The sequence below is a fragment of the Oxynema mangrovii CENA135 genome (assembly GCF_016632315.1).
In the GTDB taxonomy this organism is placed as follows: Bacteria; Cyanobacteriota; Cyanobacteriia; order Cyanobacteriales; family Laspinemataceae; genus Oxynema; species Oxynema aestuarii.
On record NZ_JAEOXH010000001.1, the window covers coordinates 3,538,473 to 3,551,969 of the forward strand.

General features: G+C 56.8%; 15 protein-coding genes. 4 read left to right on the forward strand and 11 right to left on the reverse strand.

Features of this window, described 5'->3' with window-relative positions:
• Positions 1 to 4: 4 nt before the first annotated feature.
• Complete coding sequence (locus JJD41_RS13790; RefSeq protein ID WP_200667343.1) at positions 5 to 433, reverse strand: NUDIX domain-containing protein; 429 nt, start codon at positions 431 to 433, stop codon at positions 5 to 7.
• A gap of 180 nt (positions 434 to 613) precedes the next feature.
• Between JJD41_RS13790 and malQ the strand changes: the two genes are divergently transcribed.
• A complete protein-coding gene (gene malQ / locus JJD41_RS13795; RefSeq protein WP_370583836.1) occupies positions 614 to 2,161 on the forward strand; it encodes a 4-alpha-glucanotransferase in 1,548 nt (515 codons plus the stop codon).
• A gap of 97 nt (positions 2,162 to 2,258) precedes the next feature.
• Here malQ and JJD41_RS13800 read toward each other — a convergent pair whose 3' ends face one another.
• Together JJD41_RS13800 and JJD41_RS13805 are read right to left on the reverse strand one after the other, a co-directional pair.
• Positions 2,259 to 3,086 carry a helix-turn-helix domain-containing protein gene (locus JJD41_RS13800; protein WP_200666811.1) on the reverse strand — a complete coding sequence of 276 codons (828 nt, stop codon included), beginning with the start codon at positions 3,084 to 3,086 and terminating at the stop codon, positions 2,259 to 2,261.
• On the reverse strand, positions 3,083 to 3,916 hold the full coding sequence (locus JJD41_RS13805; RefSeq protein ID WP_200666815.1) for a pseudouridine synthase: 834 nt from the start codon (positions 3,914 to 3,916) through the stop codon (positions 3,083 to 3,085). Before JJD41_RS13805 ends, JJD41_RS13800 begins: the two co-directional genes overlap by 4 nt.
• Positions 3,917 to 4,063: 147 nt before the next feature.
• On the opposite strand from JJD41_RS13805, the gene JJD41_RS13810 reads away from it, so the two are divergent.
• Complete coding sequence (locus JJD41_RS13810) at positions 4,064 to 4,291, forward strand: hypothetical protein (protein WP_200666816.1); 228 nt, start codon at positions 4,064 to 4,066, stop codon at positions 4,289 to 4,291.
• Between the two features lie 136 nt (positions 4,292 to 4,427).
• Positions 4,428 to 5,174: an LmeA family phospholipid-binding protein gene (locus JJD41_RS13815; RefSeq protein ID WP_200666818.1), complete on the forward strand. Its 747-nt coding sequence runs from the start codon at positions 4,428 to 4,430 to the stop codon at positions 5,172 to 5,174.
• 7 nt (positions 5,175 to 5,181) lie between these two features.
• On the opposite strand, the gene proC is transcribed toward JJD41_RS13815, so the two are convergent.
• From proC to JJD41_RS25375, 8 genes are all read right to left on the reverse strand, one after another.
• Complete coding sequence (proC, locus tag JJD41_RS13820) at positions 5,182 to 5,988, reverse strand: pyrroline-5-carboxylate reductase (RefSeq protein WP_200666823.1); 807 nt, start codon at positions 5,986 to 5,988, stop codon at positions 5,182 to 5,184.
• 91 nt (positions 5,989 to 6,079) lie between these two features.
• The gene (locus tag JJD41_RS13825) at positions 6,080 to 6,709 is read right to left on the reverse strand and encodes a cell division protein SepF (RefSeq protein ID WP_168571712.1); all 630 of its coding nucleotides are present in this window, start codon (positions 6,707 to 6,709) and stop codon (positions 6,080 to 6,082) included.
• A 582-nt stretch (positions 6,710 to 7,291) separates the two neighbouring features.
• Positions 7,292 to 7,960: a YggS family pyridoxal phosphate-dependent enzyme gene (locus JJD41_RS13830; protein WP_200666825.1), complete on the reverse strand. Its 669-nt coding sequence runs from the start codon at positions 7,958 to 7,960 to the stop codon at positions 7,292 to 7,294.
• 69 nt (positions 7,961 to 8,029) lie between these two features.
• Positions 8,030 to 8,299, reverse strand: a complete 270-nt coding sequence (gene pipX / locus JJD41_RS13835) for a transcriptional coactivator PipX (RefSeq protein ID WP_200666827.1) — start codon at positions 8,297 to 8,299, stop codon at positions 8,030 to 8,032.
• Positions 8,300 to 8,603: 304 nt separating this feature from the next.
• Positions 8,604 to 10,019: an anthranilate synthase component I gene (locus tag JJD41_RS13845; protein WP_200666831.1), complete on the reverse strand. Its 1,416-nt coding sequence runs from the start codon at positions 10,017 to 10,019 to the stop codon at positions 8,604 to 8,606.
• Between the two features lie 38 nt (positions 10,020 to 10,057).
• The gene (locus JJD41_RS13850) at positions 10,058 to 11,044 is read right to left on the reverse strand and encodes an energy-coupling factor transporter transmembrane component T family protein (protein WP_200666833.1); all 987 of its coding nucleotides are present in this window, start codon (positions 11,042 to 11,044) and stop codon (positions 10,058 to 10,060) included.
• 69 nt (positions 11,045 to 11,113) lie between these two features.
• The gene (gene der / locus JJD41_RS13855; protein ID WP_200666843.1) at positions 11,114 to 12,475 is read right to left on the reverse strand and encodes a ribosome biogenesis GTPase Der; all 1,362 of its coding nucleotides are present in this window, start codon (positions 12,473 to 12,475) and stop codon (positions 11,114 to 11,116) included.
• Between the two features lie 509 nt (positions 12,476 to 12,984).
• On the reverse strand, positions 12,985 to 13,113 hold the full coding sequence (locus tag JJD41_RS25375; protein ID WP_255547288.1) for a hypothetical protein: 129 nt from the start codon (positions 13,111 to 13,113) through the stop codon (positions 12,985 to 12,987).
• Between the two features lie 88 nt (positions 13,114 to 13,201).
• Here JJD41_RS25375 and JJD41_RS13860 point away from each other — a divergent pair, with 88 nt between their 5' ends.
• Positions 13,202 to 13,423 (forward strand): hypothetical protein, encoded by a 222-nt coding sequence (locus JJD41_RS13860; protein WP_200666845.1) that lies wholly within the window; start codon positions 13,202 to 13,204, stop codon positions 13,421 to 13,423.
• Positions 13,424 to 13,497: the final 74 nt, after the last annotated feature.

Sequence of the window (13,497 nt, forward strand, 5' to 3'; positions counted from 1 at the left end):
TCCGTTACAAAGGCGGGCGAAGCCCGTAATTGCGATAATGACGGTAATCTTTGAGAATTTGCTCGTGATCGAAACATAAATTTTGGGGAATCTGCCACGGCTCGAAAATTCCCAAATCCTTAGCATCGTCCGCCGCGCGCGGTTGTCCTGTCGCCGCCGCAATAAACACCGTACTCAAGGTATGCTGGCGCGGATCTCGATGGGGATCGGAGTAAACGTGGAGCAGTTCGACCAACTCGACCTGCAATCCGGTCTCTTCCTGGGCCTCGCGAATGGCCGCCGTTTCGACGGACTCGCCGTAATCGACGAAACCGCCGGGAATTGCCCAGCCGTAAGGTGGATTGCGCCGCTCGATCAAGACTAACGGACGGGAGGGGCGATCGAGCAGTTCGATGATAATGTCTACGGTCGGAACGGGATTTTTATAAATCATAAAATTTAAAGCCGAAAATACACGTACTCGAACGCTAAACTGATTTGAGGCCGATCGCAATACAAATCTCAAGACGATCGCCGCGCCTGCTGTCTCCCGATCCCCCGCCCAAGCTGCGATCGCGCGGAAATAACGCATCGCTGCCATGATAGAGTCTTTAGAAGTTCGACATCATGTCCCATCGTTGTCGTTTCCTTCCAGTTCACCCCGCGCGTCATACTCATGCCTTTTCCTCGCTCTAGCGGTATTCTCCTCCATCCCACCTCTTTTCCCAGTCGATTTGGTATTGGCGACCTCGGCGATGAAGCCCATCGATTTATCGATTTCCTCGTTGAAAGCGGCCAGCAATTTTGGCAAATTTTACCGATCGGACCGACGGGATACGGCAACTCTCCCTACATGTCGTATTCGGCGATGGCGGGCAACCCCTTGCTCGTCAGTCCGGACCGCCTCGTAGAAGCGGGATGGCTCGAAGAAGCCGATTTTGCCAACCTGCCGGAGTTTCCCACCGATCGCGTCGATTACGACCGGGCGATCGCCGTGAAAATGCCCTTATTGCAAAAGGCGTTCGAGCGCTATCGAGACAACGCCACGGACGAACAACGGGAAGTTTTCAATCATTTCTGTGACGAAAAAGCTTACTGGCTCGACGATTACAGCTTGTTCATGTCGATCAAAGAAGCCCACGCCGGAGTCAGTTGGCACAATTGGGACCTCGGCATTTCCCGACGCGACCCCGGCGCCATGCACATTTGGCACGAACAAGTCGGCGAGTCGGTGTACTTCCACAAATTCCTCCAGTTCGAGTTCTTCCGCCAGTGGTCGGAAATCAAAGACTATGCCAACGAACGAGGGATCGCGATCGTCGGCGATCTGCCGATTTACGTCGCTCACGACAGTGCGGACGTGTGGGCGAATCCGGATATTTTCTGTCTCGATCCCGAAAGTGGGGAAGCGGCACTGATGGCGGGGGTTCCCCCGGATTATTTCAGCGACACCGGGCAACTGTGGGGCAATCCGGTTTACAATTGGGACCGCCTCAAAGAAACGGATTTCGAGTGGTGGGTCAAGCGCTTTCACGCGATGCTCGATTACGTGGACGTGATTCGCATCGACCACTTTCGCGGCTTGGAATCCTATTGGGTGGTCGAAGAAGGCGAAACCACGGCGATTAACGGTCGGTGGGTCGAAGCCCCCGGCGAGCATTTTTTACAACGGGTGGCGGACAAGCTCGGTCAATTGCCGTTGATTGCGGAAGATTTGGGCATTATTACCCCGGAAGTGGAACATTTGCGCGACCATTTCGCTTTACCGGGCATGAAGATCTTGCATTTTGCCTTTGGATCGGGGGCGGGCAATCCCTATTTGCCGTTTAATTTTTACAATCGCAATTGCATTGTCTATACCGGAACCCACGATAACGACACGACGGTGGGTTGGTTTGAAAAACTCGCGGACCACGAACGCCAAGGACTGCTGGCTTATCTCGGCGAGGTGAGTTCCTGGGGGATTCACTGGGATTTAATTCGTGTGGCGTGGAGTTCGGTCGCGAATCAGGCGATCGTTCCCTTGCAAGACCTGTTCGGGTTGGGAAGTGAGGCGCGCATGAATTTCCCGAGCAAACCGGAAGGGAATTGGGAATGGCGCTATCAAAGTGGGGATTTGAAATCGGAATACGCGCGACGCTTGAAAATGCTGACGGAAACGTTCGGTCGGGCGAAGTCGTAGCGCTGGCGGCGCGATCGCCGATCTGCCGATCTAAGGCAAAAGAGGATTCCCCTAGCTCTTTTGCCTTTTTTTATGGCAAAGGAAACGGCGGCGGGGCTTACGAACGGGGGTTTTGGGCGGCTTTGACGACGACTTCTTCGACTTCTCCCGGCGCTCCCATTTGTTTGGCTTGACCGTTATTGACGGCCACCATCACGCCTCCGGCGTTCCCGGCGCGAACGACTAACTGTTGTTTGGCTTCCCAGGTGCGCTCGGTGCCTTCGGGTAAAATGCCTTCAAATTCGGTTTTGCCGTCGGCAATGACTTGGACCCAGGAACGGTCTTTGACGGTCAGACCGACGCGGACTTGTTCGATCGCCCCGTTGCCCTCACCACTTTGTTTCTGGGATGGGGTTTGGGTGGAAACGGTCTGGAGGTTCGTTCCCGGAGAATTGGTCTTTCCCGGCGTCTCCCCGGAGGTAACTTGGATTTGCGGCCCGTCGGTGGCTTTTTGCGCCAGGGAACCGGAACCATTCATGAAGCCGGATAAGCCTTTGACCGAACAGGCGATCAAGATGATGTAGATGATGTACAGGTGGATCGGTCTGAATTGAGGGAGAGGAATGTACCACTGTCTCAATTTGAGGGCAGACCATTTGGAACCGATGGGGAATTCTTGAGCGAAGGTCACCCCATCCAAGCCCAAGGTATCGGCATATCGCAATAAAAATCCCTGAATGTAAATCGGTTCGGGGAGTTTTTCCAACTGACCCGCTTCGATCGCTCGCAGGAGACTGACGCGGATCATGGTTTGGGCGGCAATCTCTTCGAGGGATACCCGTCGATCCTCCCGTTGCTGGCGCAGATAAGCACCCATTTCAGCCAGCTTGAGGGCGCGATCGCGGTCGGGATTCTTGACAGTGGTTTGCTTGTTATCCTTTTTCATATGCCGTGTTCCTTTATCTTTGCTGGCACATTAGTTGATGTGAGATTTCTCCGACGGCGGACTCCTCGGGCAGACGAGTCCCGAGGCGAATCGCGCAAAACATCAATCTCCGACGCCGTTAAATGACGGTATTGACCGCTCGACAAGTTCGGGCGTTCGGCGGGACCTAAGTGAATCGGTCCGATCGCGCTGCGGTGCAACCGAACGACAGGATATCCCAAATGCGCGGCAACTCGGCGAATTTGCCGATTTCTGCCTTCGCGCAGCACCACTTCCAAAAGGGTGCGATCGCGCGAGGGGTCGTATTGCAGTTCTCGAACTGAAGCGGGTCGCGTCGTCTTGCCGTCGAGGGGAACCCCTTGTTGCCAGGCGTGCAGAATCGACTTCGGTGGATGCCCTTTCACCCAAACTTGATAGGTTTTGGCAATGGAATGACGCGGGTGAGTCAAGCTGAAGGTCAGGTCTCCGTCATTGGTCAACAGCAAGGCTCCTGTAGAGTTGTAATCCAGACGACCGACGGGATGCAGCCCACGGGCTTCGCTCAACTCCGAAGGGAGCAGATCGAGAACCGTCGTGCGTTGTTGCGGGTCGGAACAGGTAGACACCACGCCTTTCGGTTTGTGCAGCAACAGATAAATCGGATCGGGTCGATCCGCCGGACGCACGGGAACGCCATCGACTTCGATGCGATCGCCGTGCGGGTTGGCTTTCACTCCCAAAGGAACGACTCGCCCGTTGACGCGAACCCGTCCGTCAAGGATCATCTGTTCGGCTTGACGGCGAGAGGCTATGCCCCATTGGGATAGGATTTTTTGCAGTCTAGCTTCCACGATCTGGAGTGCCGATCTTTGCGCACGAAAAAGGTAAACGTTAAGGTTACGGGCGAGTCTGACGCGATGCCAGACCAAACTATGTACAAATATTACAGGATCGCGGCCTAGGGCAAGTAGGTATCCCCTCGAGCTTTCTCGACGGGGGTGTTGCCGACGGTGGCGATCGCCCGGGCGGCGGCGGCCAACTTCCCCGCCTCGACTGGCGCGCGCTCCCCGGGTTCCGGACCCCCGGACGGTGGCGACCGTCCCCAGACCGCCGTTCTTGCCCGGTCGGGAGGGTACCTCAGTCTCGTTGCCCAGGGATCTGTCTCTGTCCTTGCCCGCGATCGCGATGGTCCCATTGGAATCACCGAACTGCCCGATCTCGGGTAGCGTCAAATTAATTTTGATTCGGTTTTGACAAAAACTAACCCAATTTTACCATGAATTTGCATGATTTCTGCCGTTAAACTAAGCTGAGCCAATCTGCGGGCCGACGCACCTTTTTCACTCTAATCCGAAAGCACTTATGAGCGTGACTGTCCCTTCCACTCCCCCTTCCGATCGCCGCGACCCCAAGGCCGAGTCCGCGCCCCAGGCGACCCGACGCCAATGGGTCAGCCGTCTCCTTTCGCGGGCGGTGTCGCTGTGGTTGAAGGCTCAAGTCGAAAGCCTCGACGAACTGCACGTCGAGATCGCGGCGCGCGATCGCCAAATTTTCGGCGGTATCCTTCCGTGGATTTCCCTCAAAGCCTCCGGGGTCGTCTATCGCGGCCTGCACCTGAGCGCGGTGGAAATGCACGCCACCAATATCCGCGTCAATCTCTCCGAGATCGTGCGCGGCAAGCCCCTACAACTGCTCGAACCCGTGCGCGCCGAGGCGTGGGTCGTTTGGCAGGTGCTCGACTTGAATGCCTCCCTCCAGGCGCCCCTGCTCGCCGAAGCCCTTGACGATCTGTTCGCCCCGGCGTTGGCGACGATCGCCCCGGACGGCACTCGGACGGCACTCTCCTACTCCCACGCGAGCCTCGAACCGGGTCAACTGTGCTTGAGCGGTAGCCGCGACGGCGATCGCTTTACCCTCAAAACCCCCCTCGACCCGGGCGACGGTCGCTTCCTGAGCTTCGGCGCCCCGTCCCTGACTTGGGAAGGACAGGCTACGGAGATCGCTCTAGCCCCCTTCACGGTCGATTTAGGGGATCAAGTCCGGATCGACCACCTCGACATTACCCTGGAGGCGATCGCCTGTCGGGGTCATCTCGAAATCACTGCGTGACCGGGACTCAATCGCCGAGTTCTTGGGAACGGCGCGTCGCGGTTCGTACCGCTTCCACCAATGCCGAACGAAATCCGGCGCGTTCGAGGGCGGCAATTCCGGCGATCGTCGTGCCGCCGGGACTGGTGACCCGGTCTTTGAGTTGAGCCGGATGCAGGTCGCTTTCGGCGAGCAGTCGGGCGGTCCCGAGGACCGTTTGAATGGCCAGTTGTTGGGCGATCGCCCGGGGCAGTCCGGCGGCGACGCCGCCATCGGCGAGGGCTTCGATGGCGATCGCCACGTAACCCGGCCCGGAACCGGACAGTCCGGTGACCGCATCCATCATCGATTCCGGGACTTCCACCACTTGCCCGACGGCTTCGAGAACGGTTCGGGCTCGCTTTAACTGGTCGTCTTCGACGCAACTGCCGGGGGCGATCGCCGTGATTCCGGCGCCGACGAGCGCCGGGGTATTGGGCATCGCCCGCACCACGGGCCACCCGGGAAACGCCCCTTCGAGTTTAGTTAACGGCACCCCGGCGAGAATCGAGACCACCACCGGGGGCCGCTCTCGCTCCACTCCCGCAATTTCGGCGGCGACGGTGTCAAAGACTTGGGGTTTGACCGCCAGTAAGAGCACATCCGTCGCGGCGAGGGCGGCGCGATTGTCCGCCAGGGGGGCGATGCCGTAGGTCTGCTGCAAAAAATCGCGACGGGAGGCCGACGGTTCGCTGACCCCGATCGCTTGAGGCTGATAGATTCCGCGATCGAGAAGGCGGGATAAGAGAGCTTCTCCCATTACCCCGCCTCCGATCGTACCGAGTTTAATAGACAATGTTCGTCCTTCGTGCTTCCTCTGAGTTGTCCGCAAGAAGTCATCGGTCGGTCAACTCGTTACGCTTTCCAACTGACCGATGACCGTCGGTTTATTGGGCGACGCGCCCCGGTTCCGGTTGGGTCCATGCCGGATTGCCCATCGGCGGACGCGAGGGTCGCAAGTGGGGTTGCAAGACTTCGTGAACCACTCCGGTTTGGGTGCTGACTTGGACGCAGCTCGGCGTAAATAAGAAGATACTTTCACCGATGCGTTCTTGATGGCCGTCGAGGGCGTAGGTCCCTCCGGCAATAAAATCCACCGCCCGTTGGGCTTGGTCCGGATCCATCATTGTCAGGTTCAAGACCACGGATTTGCGTTCGCGCAGGGCTTGGATCGCTTGGGGCATTTCCTCGAAGGATTTGGGTTCCATGACGACCACTTCCGAAATGCCGTTGGAGGCACCCGGCAAGCCGATGACGTTGTTGAGGGCGTTCATCGTCGAGCCCATCGTTGCTTCCGATCCCATATTCATCCCCGAAGACCCCATAGTGACACCACCAACATTGCGATCCCGCAAACGAGTCCGGGCCTGACGGTTATCGGCTTCGGCGGGAGCGGGGGGTTGTTCTTGATAGAGGTTTTGGTAACCTTCCCCCTCAATTTCATCGTAGTCGTATTCGTAGTCTACGGGTTCGTTCAAACCGACGAAATCCCGTAATTTAGAAAATATTCCGTTCACCATTTACGCTCCATCAAAACTAGGGTTGACAACGGTTGCCCTATCAGTTCGTTAAATCCTCCCCATAGCTTATCAAATCTGTTTCAACGAGATAGACAAAATACTCGTTTGCTGACTTGATTCGATCGCGCGATCGAACAATCCCTAGTATTACCCAAGGATTACCGACAGACAACAGTTTGAAAAAATTTGTTCGACTGTCGGTTTGGGAGGGAGGATTTCGGGAGGCATTCGCAAGGATCGTAAGCTTTAGTTCGAGGCGAGCTGGGGATGTTTTTTCGACTTAGTTTAAAGCCCCTCGAACCCTCGATTTGCCGGGGCGATCGCTCGGCTGCCCGGGTTTGCACGACGCAATTTCGAGAGGGGGTCGCCCGTTTTTGCGACGATCGCCCGCCCCCGCACGGCCCCCGTAGTTTTTGAGCTTAAGCTTATTTTAATTAAATCGAATGTTGGCGATCGCCGCGAGGTAATTTCATCGCGATCCAAGGGAATCGATTTGATTTAATTGTAGTCAAAGAAAGTTAAAACAAGCCCCGATCGCGACAATGGGGGGCGATCGCCATTTCACGGCGGCAATCGCCCTCACGAGCGCTCGCCGAACAAAATCCGACCCAAGCGAACCATCGTAGCTCCCTCGCCCACGGCGAGGGCATAATCCCCGGACATTCCCATCGATAATTCCGTCATTTGAAGGCGTTGCCAAGGCTGTTGGCCGATTTCGCGGGCGAGTTGAGCCGCGCGCGCAAACAGGGTAGCGGTTTCGCCTTCGTCCAATCCCAAGGGGGCGATCGCCATCAACCCTTTAATCTGGAGATGTTCGCAGCGATCGAGTTCGGGTAAATCTTGCCAGAGTCGTTCTACGGACCAGCCGTATTTATTCGGATCCGGTCGTAACTTCACTTGCAGACAGACTTGAGGCGATCGCGACAATTCCCCGGCGAGACGGTTCAAACGGCGGGCTAATTTCAAACTGTCGCACGAGTGAATCCAGTCGAATAATTCTACCGCGCGTTTGGCTTTATTGCTTTGGATGTGACCGATGCCGTGCCAAGTAATATCGGGCAAATCCCGAAGCTGCTCGTACTTGCTGTCGGCTTCTTGAATGCGATTTTCGCCAAAATCCCGAATTCCGGCGGCATAGGCTTCGCGCATGAGGGCCACGGAGACTTGTTTGGTCACGGCGATTAATCGAACTGACGGGGGTAGGGTGGAGCGAATGCGATCGAGGCGGCTGGCAATCGTAGAACTCATGAACTCAAGAATCCAAGGGGATCGAAAATACGGGGCGGGAGACCGTCGGCGATCGTCGATCGCCCGCCCTTACTGAAAGGTGCGACGGTGAATCGCTTGAAGCTGAGTGTAATCTTTCGTCTGACCCGCCCGGCGCAAGAGTCGCAGGCGATTTTCAACGAGCAGACGGGCGTCCCCCCGGGTGAGGGGTTCAAATTTAATCCCTTCCCCGGAAGTAACCACCAAAAAAAACAAGCGTTGGGCGTAGAGGGTGGTAAACAGTTCTCGATCGCTCTCGATGATACAGACCCTAAATAACAGACCAAAATTGGGATGATTCAAATAGGTTTCGGTGTTCATTCAACTTCCGATTTAGCAAGATAGGCAACAAGGGAGCGATCGCACGAAAGCGGCTGAGATGTCACGAGTTCAGAAACTTCGACCCTTTCCGCCCACGAATCCGGTTCGCTTTCATCGATCGCTTCCGTACCAGCTTCAAGCATTCCCCAGCAGTATATAGAAATACGATGGCAAATATTTTTTATCATTAAATCGTCACCGACCCAATGCGATCGGGAGAATTCGACCCCGTTCGTTGTCGCCGATAAGGGGAGGATTTCGCCGAGAGCAAACCGTTTCGATGGGTTCGAGGAGAATTGCGAACTCATGGGGCGACGGTTTCCGGGGTCAGTCCCAACGCCGCTAATTGGGCGCGGGCTTTGGACATCGACTCGTGCCATTCCCGTTCCGGATCGCTGTCGGCGACGATTCCGGCGCCGACTTGGCCCCAGACGCGATCGCCGCAGGTCAACAAGGTGCGGATCAAAATATTCAAATCGAGCTGACCGCGCCAGTCGAGGTAACCGCAAGACCCGTAAAATAAACTGCGGCGCACGGGTTCGAGTTCTTCGATAATTTCCATGCAGCGTACTTTGGGACATCCGGTAATCGTTCCTCCGGGAAACAAGGCGCGAATCAGATCGACGCTATCGGCGTGGGGTTGCAACACTCCGGTCACGTTGCTGACTAAGTGCATGACGTGACTGTAGCGTTCGACGGTCAGCAACTCGTCTACGCGCACCGAGCCCCACTGGCAGACCCGTCCCAAATCGTTGCGTTCGAGGTCTACGAGCATGATATGTTCGGCTCGTTCTTTGAGATTGGCGGTTAATTCCCGTTCGAGGGCGCGATCGCGTTCGGCGGAGGCGGCGCGGGGGCGGGTTCCGGCGATCGGGCGGGTTTCGGCGCGGGATCCTTGCCGTTTGACCAGGCGTTCCGGGGAACAACTGACCACGTTGCCCCAGGGGGTCTGCCAGTAGCTGGCAAAGGGGGAGGGATTGATCCGGTGCAGGTCTCGATATAATTGCCAACGGTCGGCGCGGGTGGCGACTTCAAAGCGTAAGGATAAGTTGGCTTGAAAGATATCTCCGGCTTGGATGTAGGCTTTGGCGCGGCGGACGGCGTTTTCGTAGTCGCTTTGGGAGATGTGGAAGTGGGGCGGTCCGGCGATCGCCCGTCCTCGGGGGATTTCGAGACTCGCCGGGTTGTCCAGCCGTCGTTCGAGCAGGTCGAGATCGGCTGGGGAACGGGCGGCCAGCCACAGGCGCCCTTCGGCGTAATCGAGGACGGCAAAGGCATCGGGTTCGTACCAGTAGGCGACGGGAAAGGGCAGGGGGTCGGAGTTGAGCTGGGGCAGGCGCTCGATTTCCCAGGCGAGATCGTAGCCCAACCAGCCCAACCAGCCTCCGGTAAAGGGCAGGTGGGCGATCGCCTCCGGGACGCTTTCGGGAGGCAGCGATCGCCCGCGATCGAGTAGTTGTCGCAACCGGGGTAAAATCGAACCCACGGTGGGGGTCCAGACTTGGGGAATGCCGTTGACGACGCGCGGCGGTCCGGCACAGATCGAATAGCGGGCGAGGGGGTGCGGCTTCGGATCCGGGGTCGGACTTTCGAGTAAGGTGCCGATGGTGGCGGTTGAGGGGGGATCGGCGCGGTTTAAAAAGAGCGATTCAAAAACATCCGATCCGGTGCGGTTGTGGGAGGGGAGCGATCGCCATTGCCAGGGAGAGAGGGATTGCATGGGTAGAAAGCTAGATGTCGGGAAGGAGTAGGGGCGGTTCACGCTTCCCAGCCCCAGCGCAGGCGAATGACCCAAAACACGACCAACAGCGCGATCGCGGTCCAGTCGCGCCGTTTGAGCCGTAACTCGTGCCACTGAACTCGATGGTCCTGGGGAGTGGTAAAGCCGCGCACGATCATGGCGCTAGAAATTTGCTCGGCCCGCAAGAGCAGATTTTCTAACAAGCGCTCGACGACGGCGAGCCACACTTTTGTGGTTCCGCGAAAGCCAAGTTTTTTCCAATTAATCGCCCGGGTGCGAACGGAACGGATCAAGTTTTGAATTTCTTCTAACACCAGGGGAATGAAGCGCAGGGACAGGGTTAAGGTCAGGGAAATTTCGGTGACCGGGACGTTAAAACGTCGCAGGGGACTCATGAAATCTTCGAGTCCGGCGGTAATTTCTTCGGAGGCAGTGGTCAGCAGGAACAGGTTCGTACTGTAGAGCAAGGTGAAGAATAAGGTGCCGATGCGAAGGCCCAAATCCAGGGACCGCCGGGTCATTTGGACGTTCCCTTTCTCGAAGAGGACGTAATCGTAGTCCGTCGGTTGGGGCAGGGGCGGCGCGGTCTCGGCGGCGGGCGGGGCGGGCCCAAACCAGCCGAAGGGGTCGTACCAGGGGTTGGGTTCGGCCTCGGTCGGGGCGGGGGCGGGTTCGCTGACAAAGGCGATTTCGCTGGCGGGGAGGCGCGGTTGCTGGTTGACGGAGAGACCGTCGGGGGCGATCGCGGTCACGCACAATAGGGTGGTACTCACTACCAGCAACCAGCCTATTTGGGTCCGCCAGACCCGCAGGGGAATTGCCGCCGCGACGGTAAGCACGAACAGAAACAGGACTAAACCGATCCGCCATTGGGGGTTGGCGAGGACCGGGGCGAGTAAGAAGCTGGTCAGCCAGACCAGTTTGACGCGCGGATCTAAGTGATGCAGCCAGGTGATAGGTTGTTCGAGATACAGTCCGAGTGGCAGCGATCGCAGTAAATCCATGAGCGAGGGGGCGGTGTTCGGGTCGGGGGTGGGTTAAGAGAGTCGGTCCGGGGACGCTCCGGAGGCATTTTACACGCGAATGGCGCGATTGCTGCCGGGGCTTTCGACATCGCGGGCTTTTTTACCGCGCCACAAGAAGCGGATCGGGGTTCCCTCGAATCCGAGTTCGGTGCGGAAGTGACGCTCGATGTAACGGCGGTAGTTGTCGTTAAAGCGTTTGGGGTCGTTGACGAACAGGGCGATCGTCGGCGGTTCGCTGCTGACTTGGGTCCCGTAATAAATTTTCCCCTGGCGTCCTTGGCGGTTGGTCGGCGGCGTGTGCCATCTCAAGGCTTCTTCAAGCACTTCGTTAATGACGGCGGTGGAGACGCGGCGGCGGTATTGTTCGATCGCCGTATCGACGAGGGCGAGAATGTTTTCGACCCGTTTTCCAGTTTTGGCGCTGACAAAAATCATCGGCGCCCAGTTGACGAAATAGAGGCGGTTTTTGAGGTCTTTCTCGTATTCGTAAATGGTGTGGGAATCTTTTTCGACGGCATCCCATTTGTTGACGACGACGATGCAGGCCCGTCCTTCGTCTTCGATGCGTCCGGCCAATTTTTGATCTTGTTCGGTGACCCCATCGAGGGCATCGACGACGAACAAGACGATATCCGATCGCCGGATCGCTTTGAAGGCGCGATTGATGCCGAAAAATTCCGGGCCGTATTCGACGTTTTTCTTCTTGCGAATGCCTGCGGTGTCGATCAGGCGGTAGCGGTTATCTCCGTTCTCGATGAGGGTATCGATCGGATCGCGGGTGGTACCGGAAATCGGGCTGACGATGGCGCGGTTTTCGCCGACAAAGGCGTTGAGTAAGCTGGATTTACCGACGTTGGGCCGTCCGACGATCGCGATTTTGCTTTCCGGTTCCGTTTCGATTTGTTCGGGGGGCGGCAGGTGGGTTACTAACAGGTCGAGCAGTTCTCCGGTTCCGTTCCCGTGGATTCCAGACACCGGATAGGGTTCGCCGAGTCCGAGTTCCCAAAATTCGGCGGCGAGGGCGAGTCCTTCGGTGGGCGATTCGCACTTGTTGACCGCCAAGACGACCGGGACGGGATGTTGCCGCAGCCAGTTGGCAATTTCGCGATCGCCGTCGGTCAGCCCTGCCTGTCCGTCTACCACGAAAACCGCCGCCCTCGCTTCGCTCAGGGCCGAGAGGGCTTGTTCGCGGATGAAGGGTAAAAATTCGGTTTCGTCGTCGAAGACCAAGCCTCCGGTATCGACCACTTGAAAGTCCCGATCGCCCCAAAAGGCGTTGCGGTAGGTGCGATCGCGGGTCACTCCCGGTTGGTCGTGGACGATCGCTTCCCGACCCCCCGCCAGACGATTGACGAGGGTCGATTTTCCGACGTTGGGCCGTCCGATTACGGCAACTATAGGCAGGGGCATGGTAAGGAAAGCAGGAGTTTCTCTGCTCGGTTAAATAAAATCCAATTTTCTTATTGTAGCGAACTGCTTGGAGGTTTTAGACGTTGGCACCGACCTTTTTTGAGGGGGGTCAAATTGACGGGCGGTTTTGACGGGGGCGATCGCTACTTCACTTTTCAGTTTTTAACGACGGAAGTGGCCGTTATTTTACTGAAAATTCCGCCGACGATCGCCCGTTTTAATCTTTAATAAAATTCACGATTTTTTCCGGGGAAATTGATTGACAAAGGCGCGGCAGTGTCGTAGAATGTCCGTAGTAAAATGGGAGAAGTGTGGGCGCATATATATAGAGTCGGTCGCTTGAGAGAACGAAAAAGGGCGACAAGACTGGGGAAAAGCGCCGGACGGTGAATTCTGAAACCCTGAATAGAGCGAACTCTCAGAGATTAAACTCCGTTGCGCGCCAGGCCAGCCCGAGGGGAGATCCTGCCAGAGTGCAGAGGGAAAATTGAGGCGTGAAGGTAGCGAATTTAATGCCACTTGACGAACAAATTGCGAACGAGTGCGGCGAGGGGGGAAGAGAAGGCACTCGATTGCGATCGCGATCGCACCGTACGGTGACCTAGGGACGGGCGATCGGGGGGTGCGATCGCAGCCATCGAAAGATCGCAGAGTTAGGCTATAAGGTAGGAAGCTGCAAGTTATCTCTACTGTGCTGGTTTTCTACGTGCAAAAGAGGTTCAAACCATGTTTTATCTATTTATCGGTGCCGCGATCGCCGCCACGATCGCCACCTATTGTTACAGCCACACTTGCGAAGAAATTCCGCGAATTCTTGCTTTGACGATTCTCGCCATCAGCGTATTGCTGGAATTAATTTTAGCGCCCTGGCCGATTCAGTTGGCGATCGCGATCCTCCTCTTACTGACAAATCGCCATCTTCCCGTCAACAGCCACTATAACGCCTAAAACATCTGCAAGTTCTAAAAATCGAAAGACCGCTATCAAACCGCCATCGAGTTAAATCGCCATCAAACGGGTCT

Coding starts and splice junctions, on each gene's coding strand:
- JJD41_RS25375 (WP_255547288.1), bottom strand. CDS start 13,113: ATGGCTGCGATCGCACCCCCCGATCGCCCGTCCCTAGGTCACCGTACG.
- der (WP_200666843.1), bottom strand. CDS start 12,475: ATGCCCCTGCCTATAGTTGCCGTAATCGGACGGCCCAACGTCGGAAAA.
- JJD41_RS13860 (WP_200666845.1), top strand. CDS start 13,202: ATGTTTTATCTATTTATCGGTGCCGCGATCGCCGCCACGATCGCCACC.
- pipX (WP_200666827.1), bottom strand. CDS start 8,299: ATGAACACCGAAACCTATTTGAATCATCCCAATTTTGGTCTGTTATTT.
- JJD41_RS13830 (WP_200666825.1), bottom strand. CDS start 7,960: ATGAGTTCTACGATTGCCAGCCGCCTCGATCGCATTCGCTCCACCCTA.
- JJD41_RS13850 (WP_200666833.1), bottom strand. CDS start 11,044: ATGGATTTACTGCGATCGCTGCCACTCGGACTGTATCTCGAACAACCT.
- JJD41_RS13815 (WP_200666818.1), top strand. CDS start 4,428: ATGAGCGTGACTGTCCCTTCCACTCCCCCTTCCGATCGCCGCGACCCC.
- JJD41_RS13790 (WP_200667343.1), bottom strand. CDS start 433: ATGATTTATAAAAATCCCGTTCCGACCGTAGACATTATCATCGAACTG.
- JJD41_RS13845 (WP_200666831.1), bottom strand. CDS start 10,019: ATGCAATCCCTCTCTCCCTGGCAATGGCGATCGCTCCCCTCCCACAAC.
- JJD41_RS13800 (WP_200666811.1), bottom strand. CDS start 3,086: ATGAAAAAGGATAACAAGCAAACCACTGTCAAGAATCCCGACCGCGAT.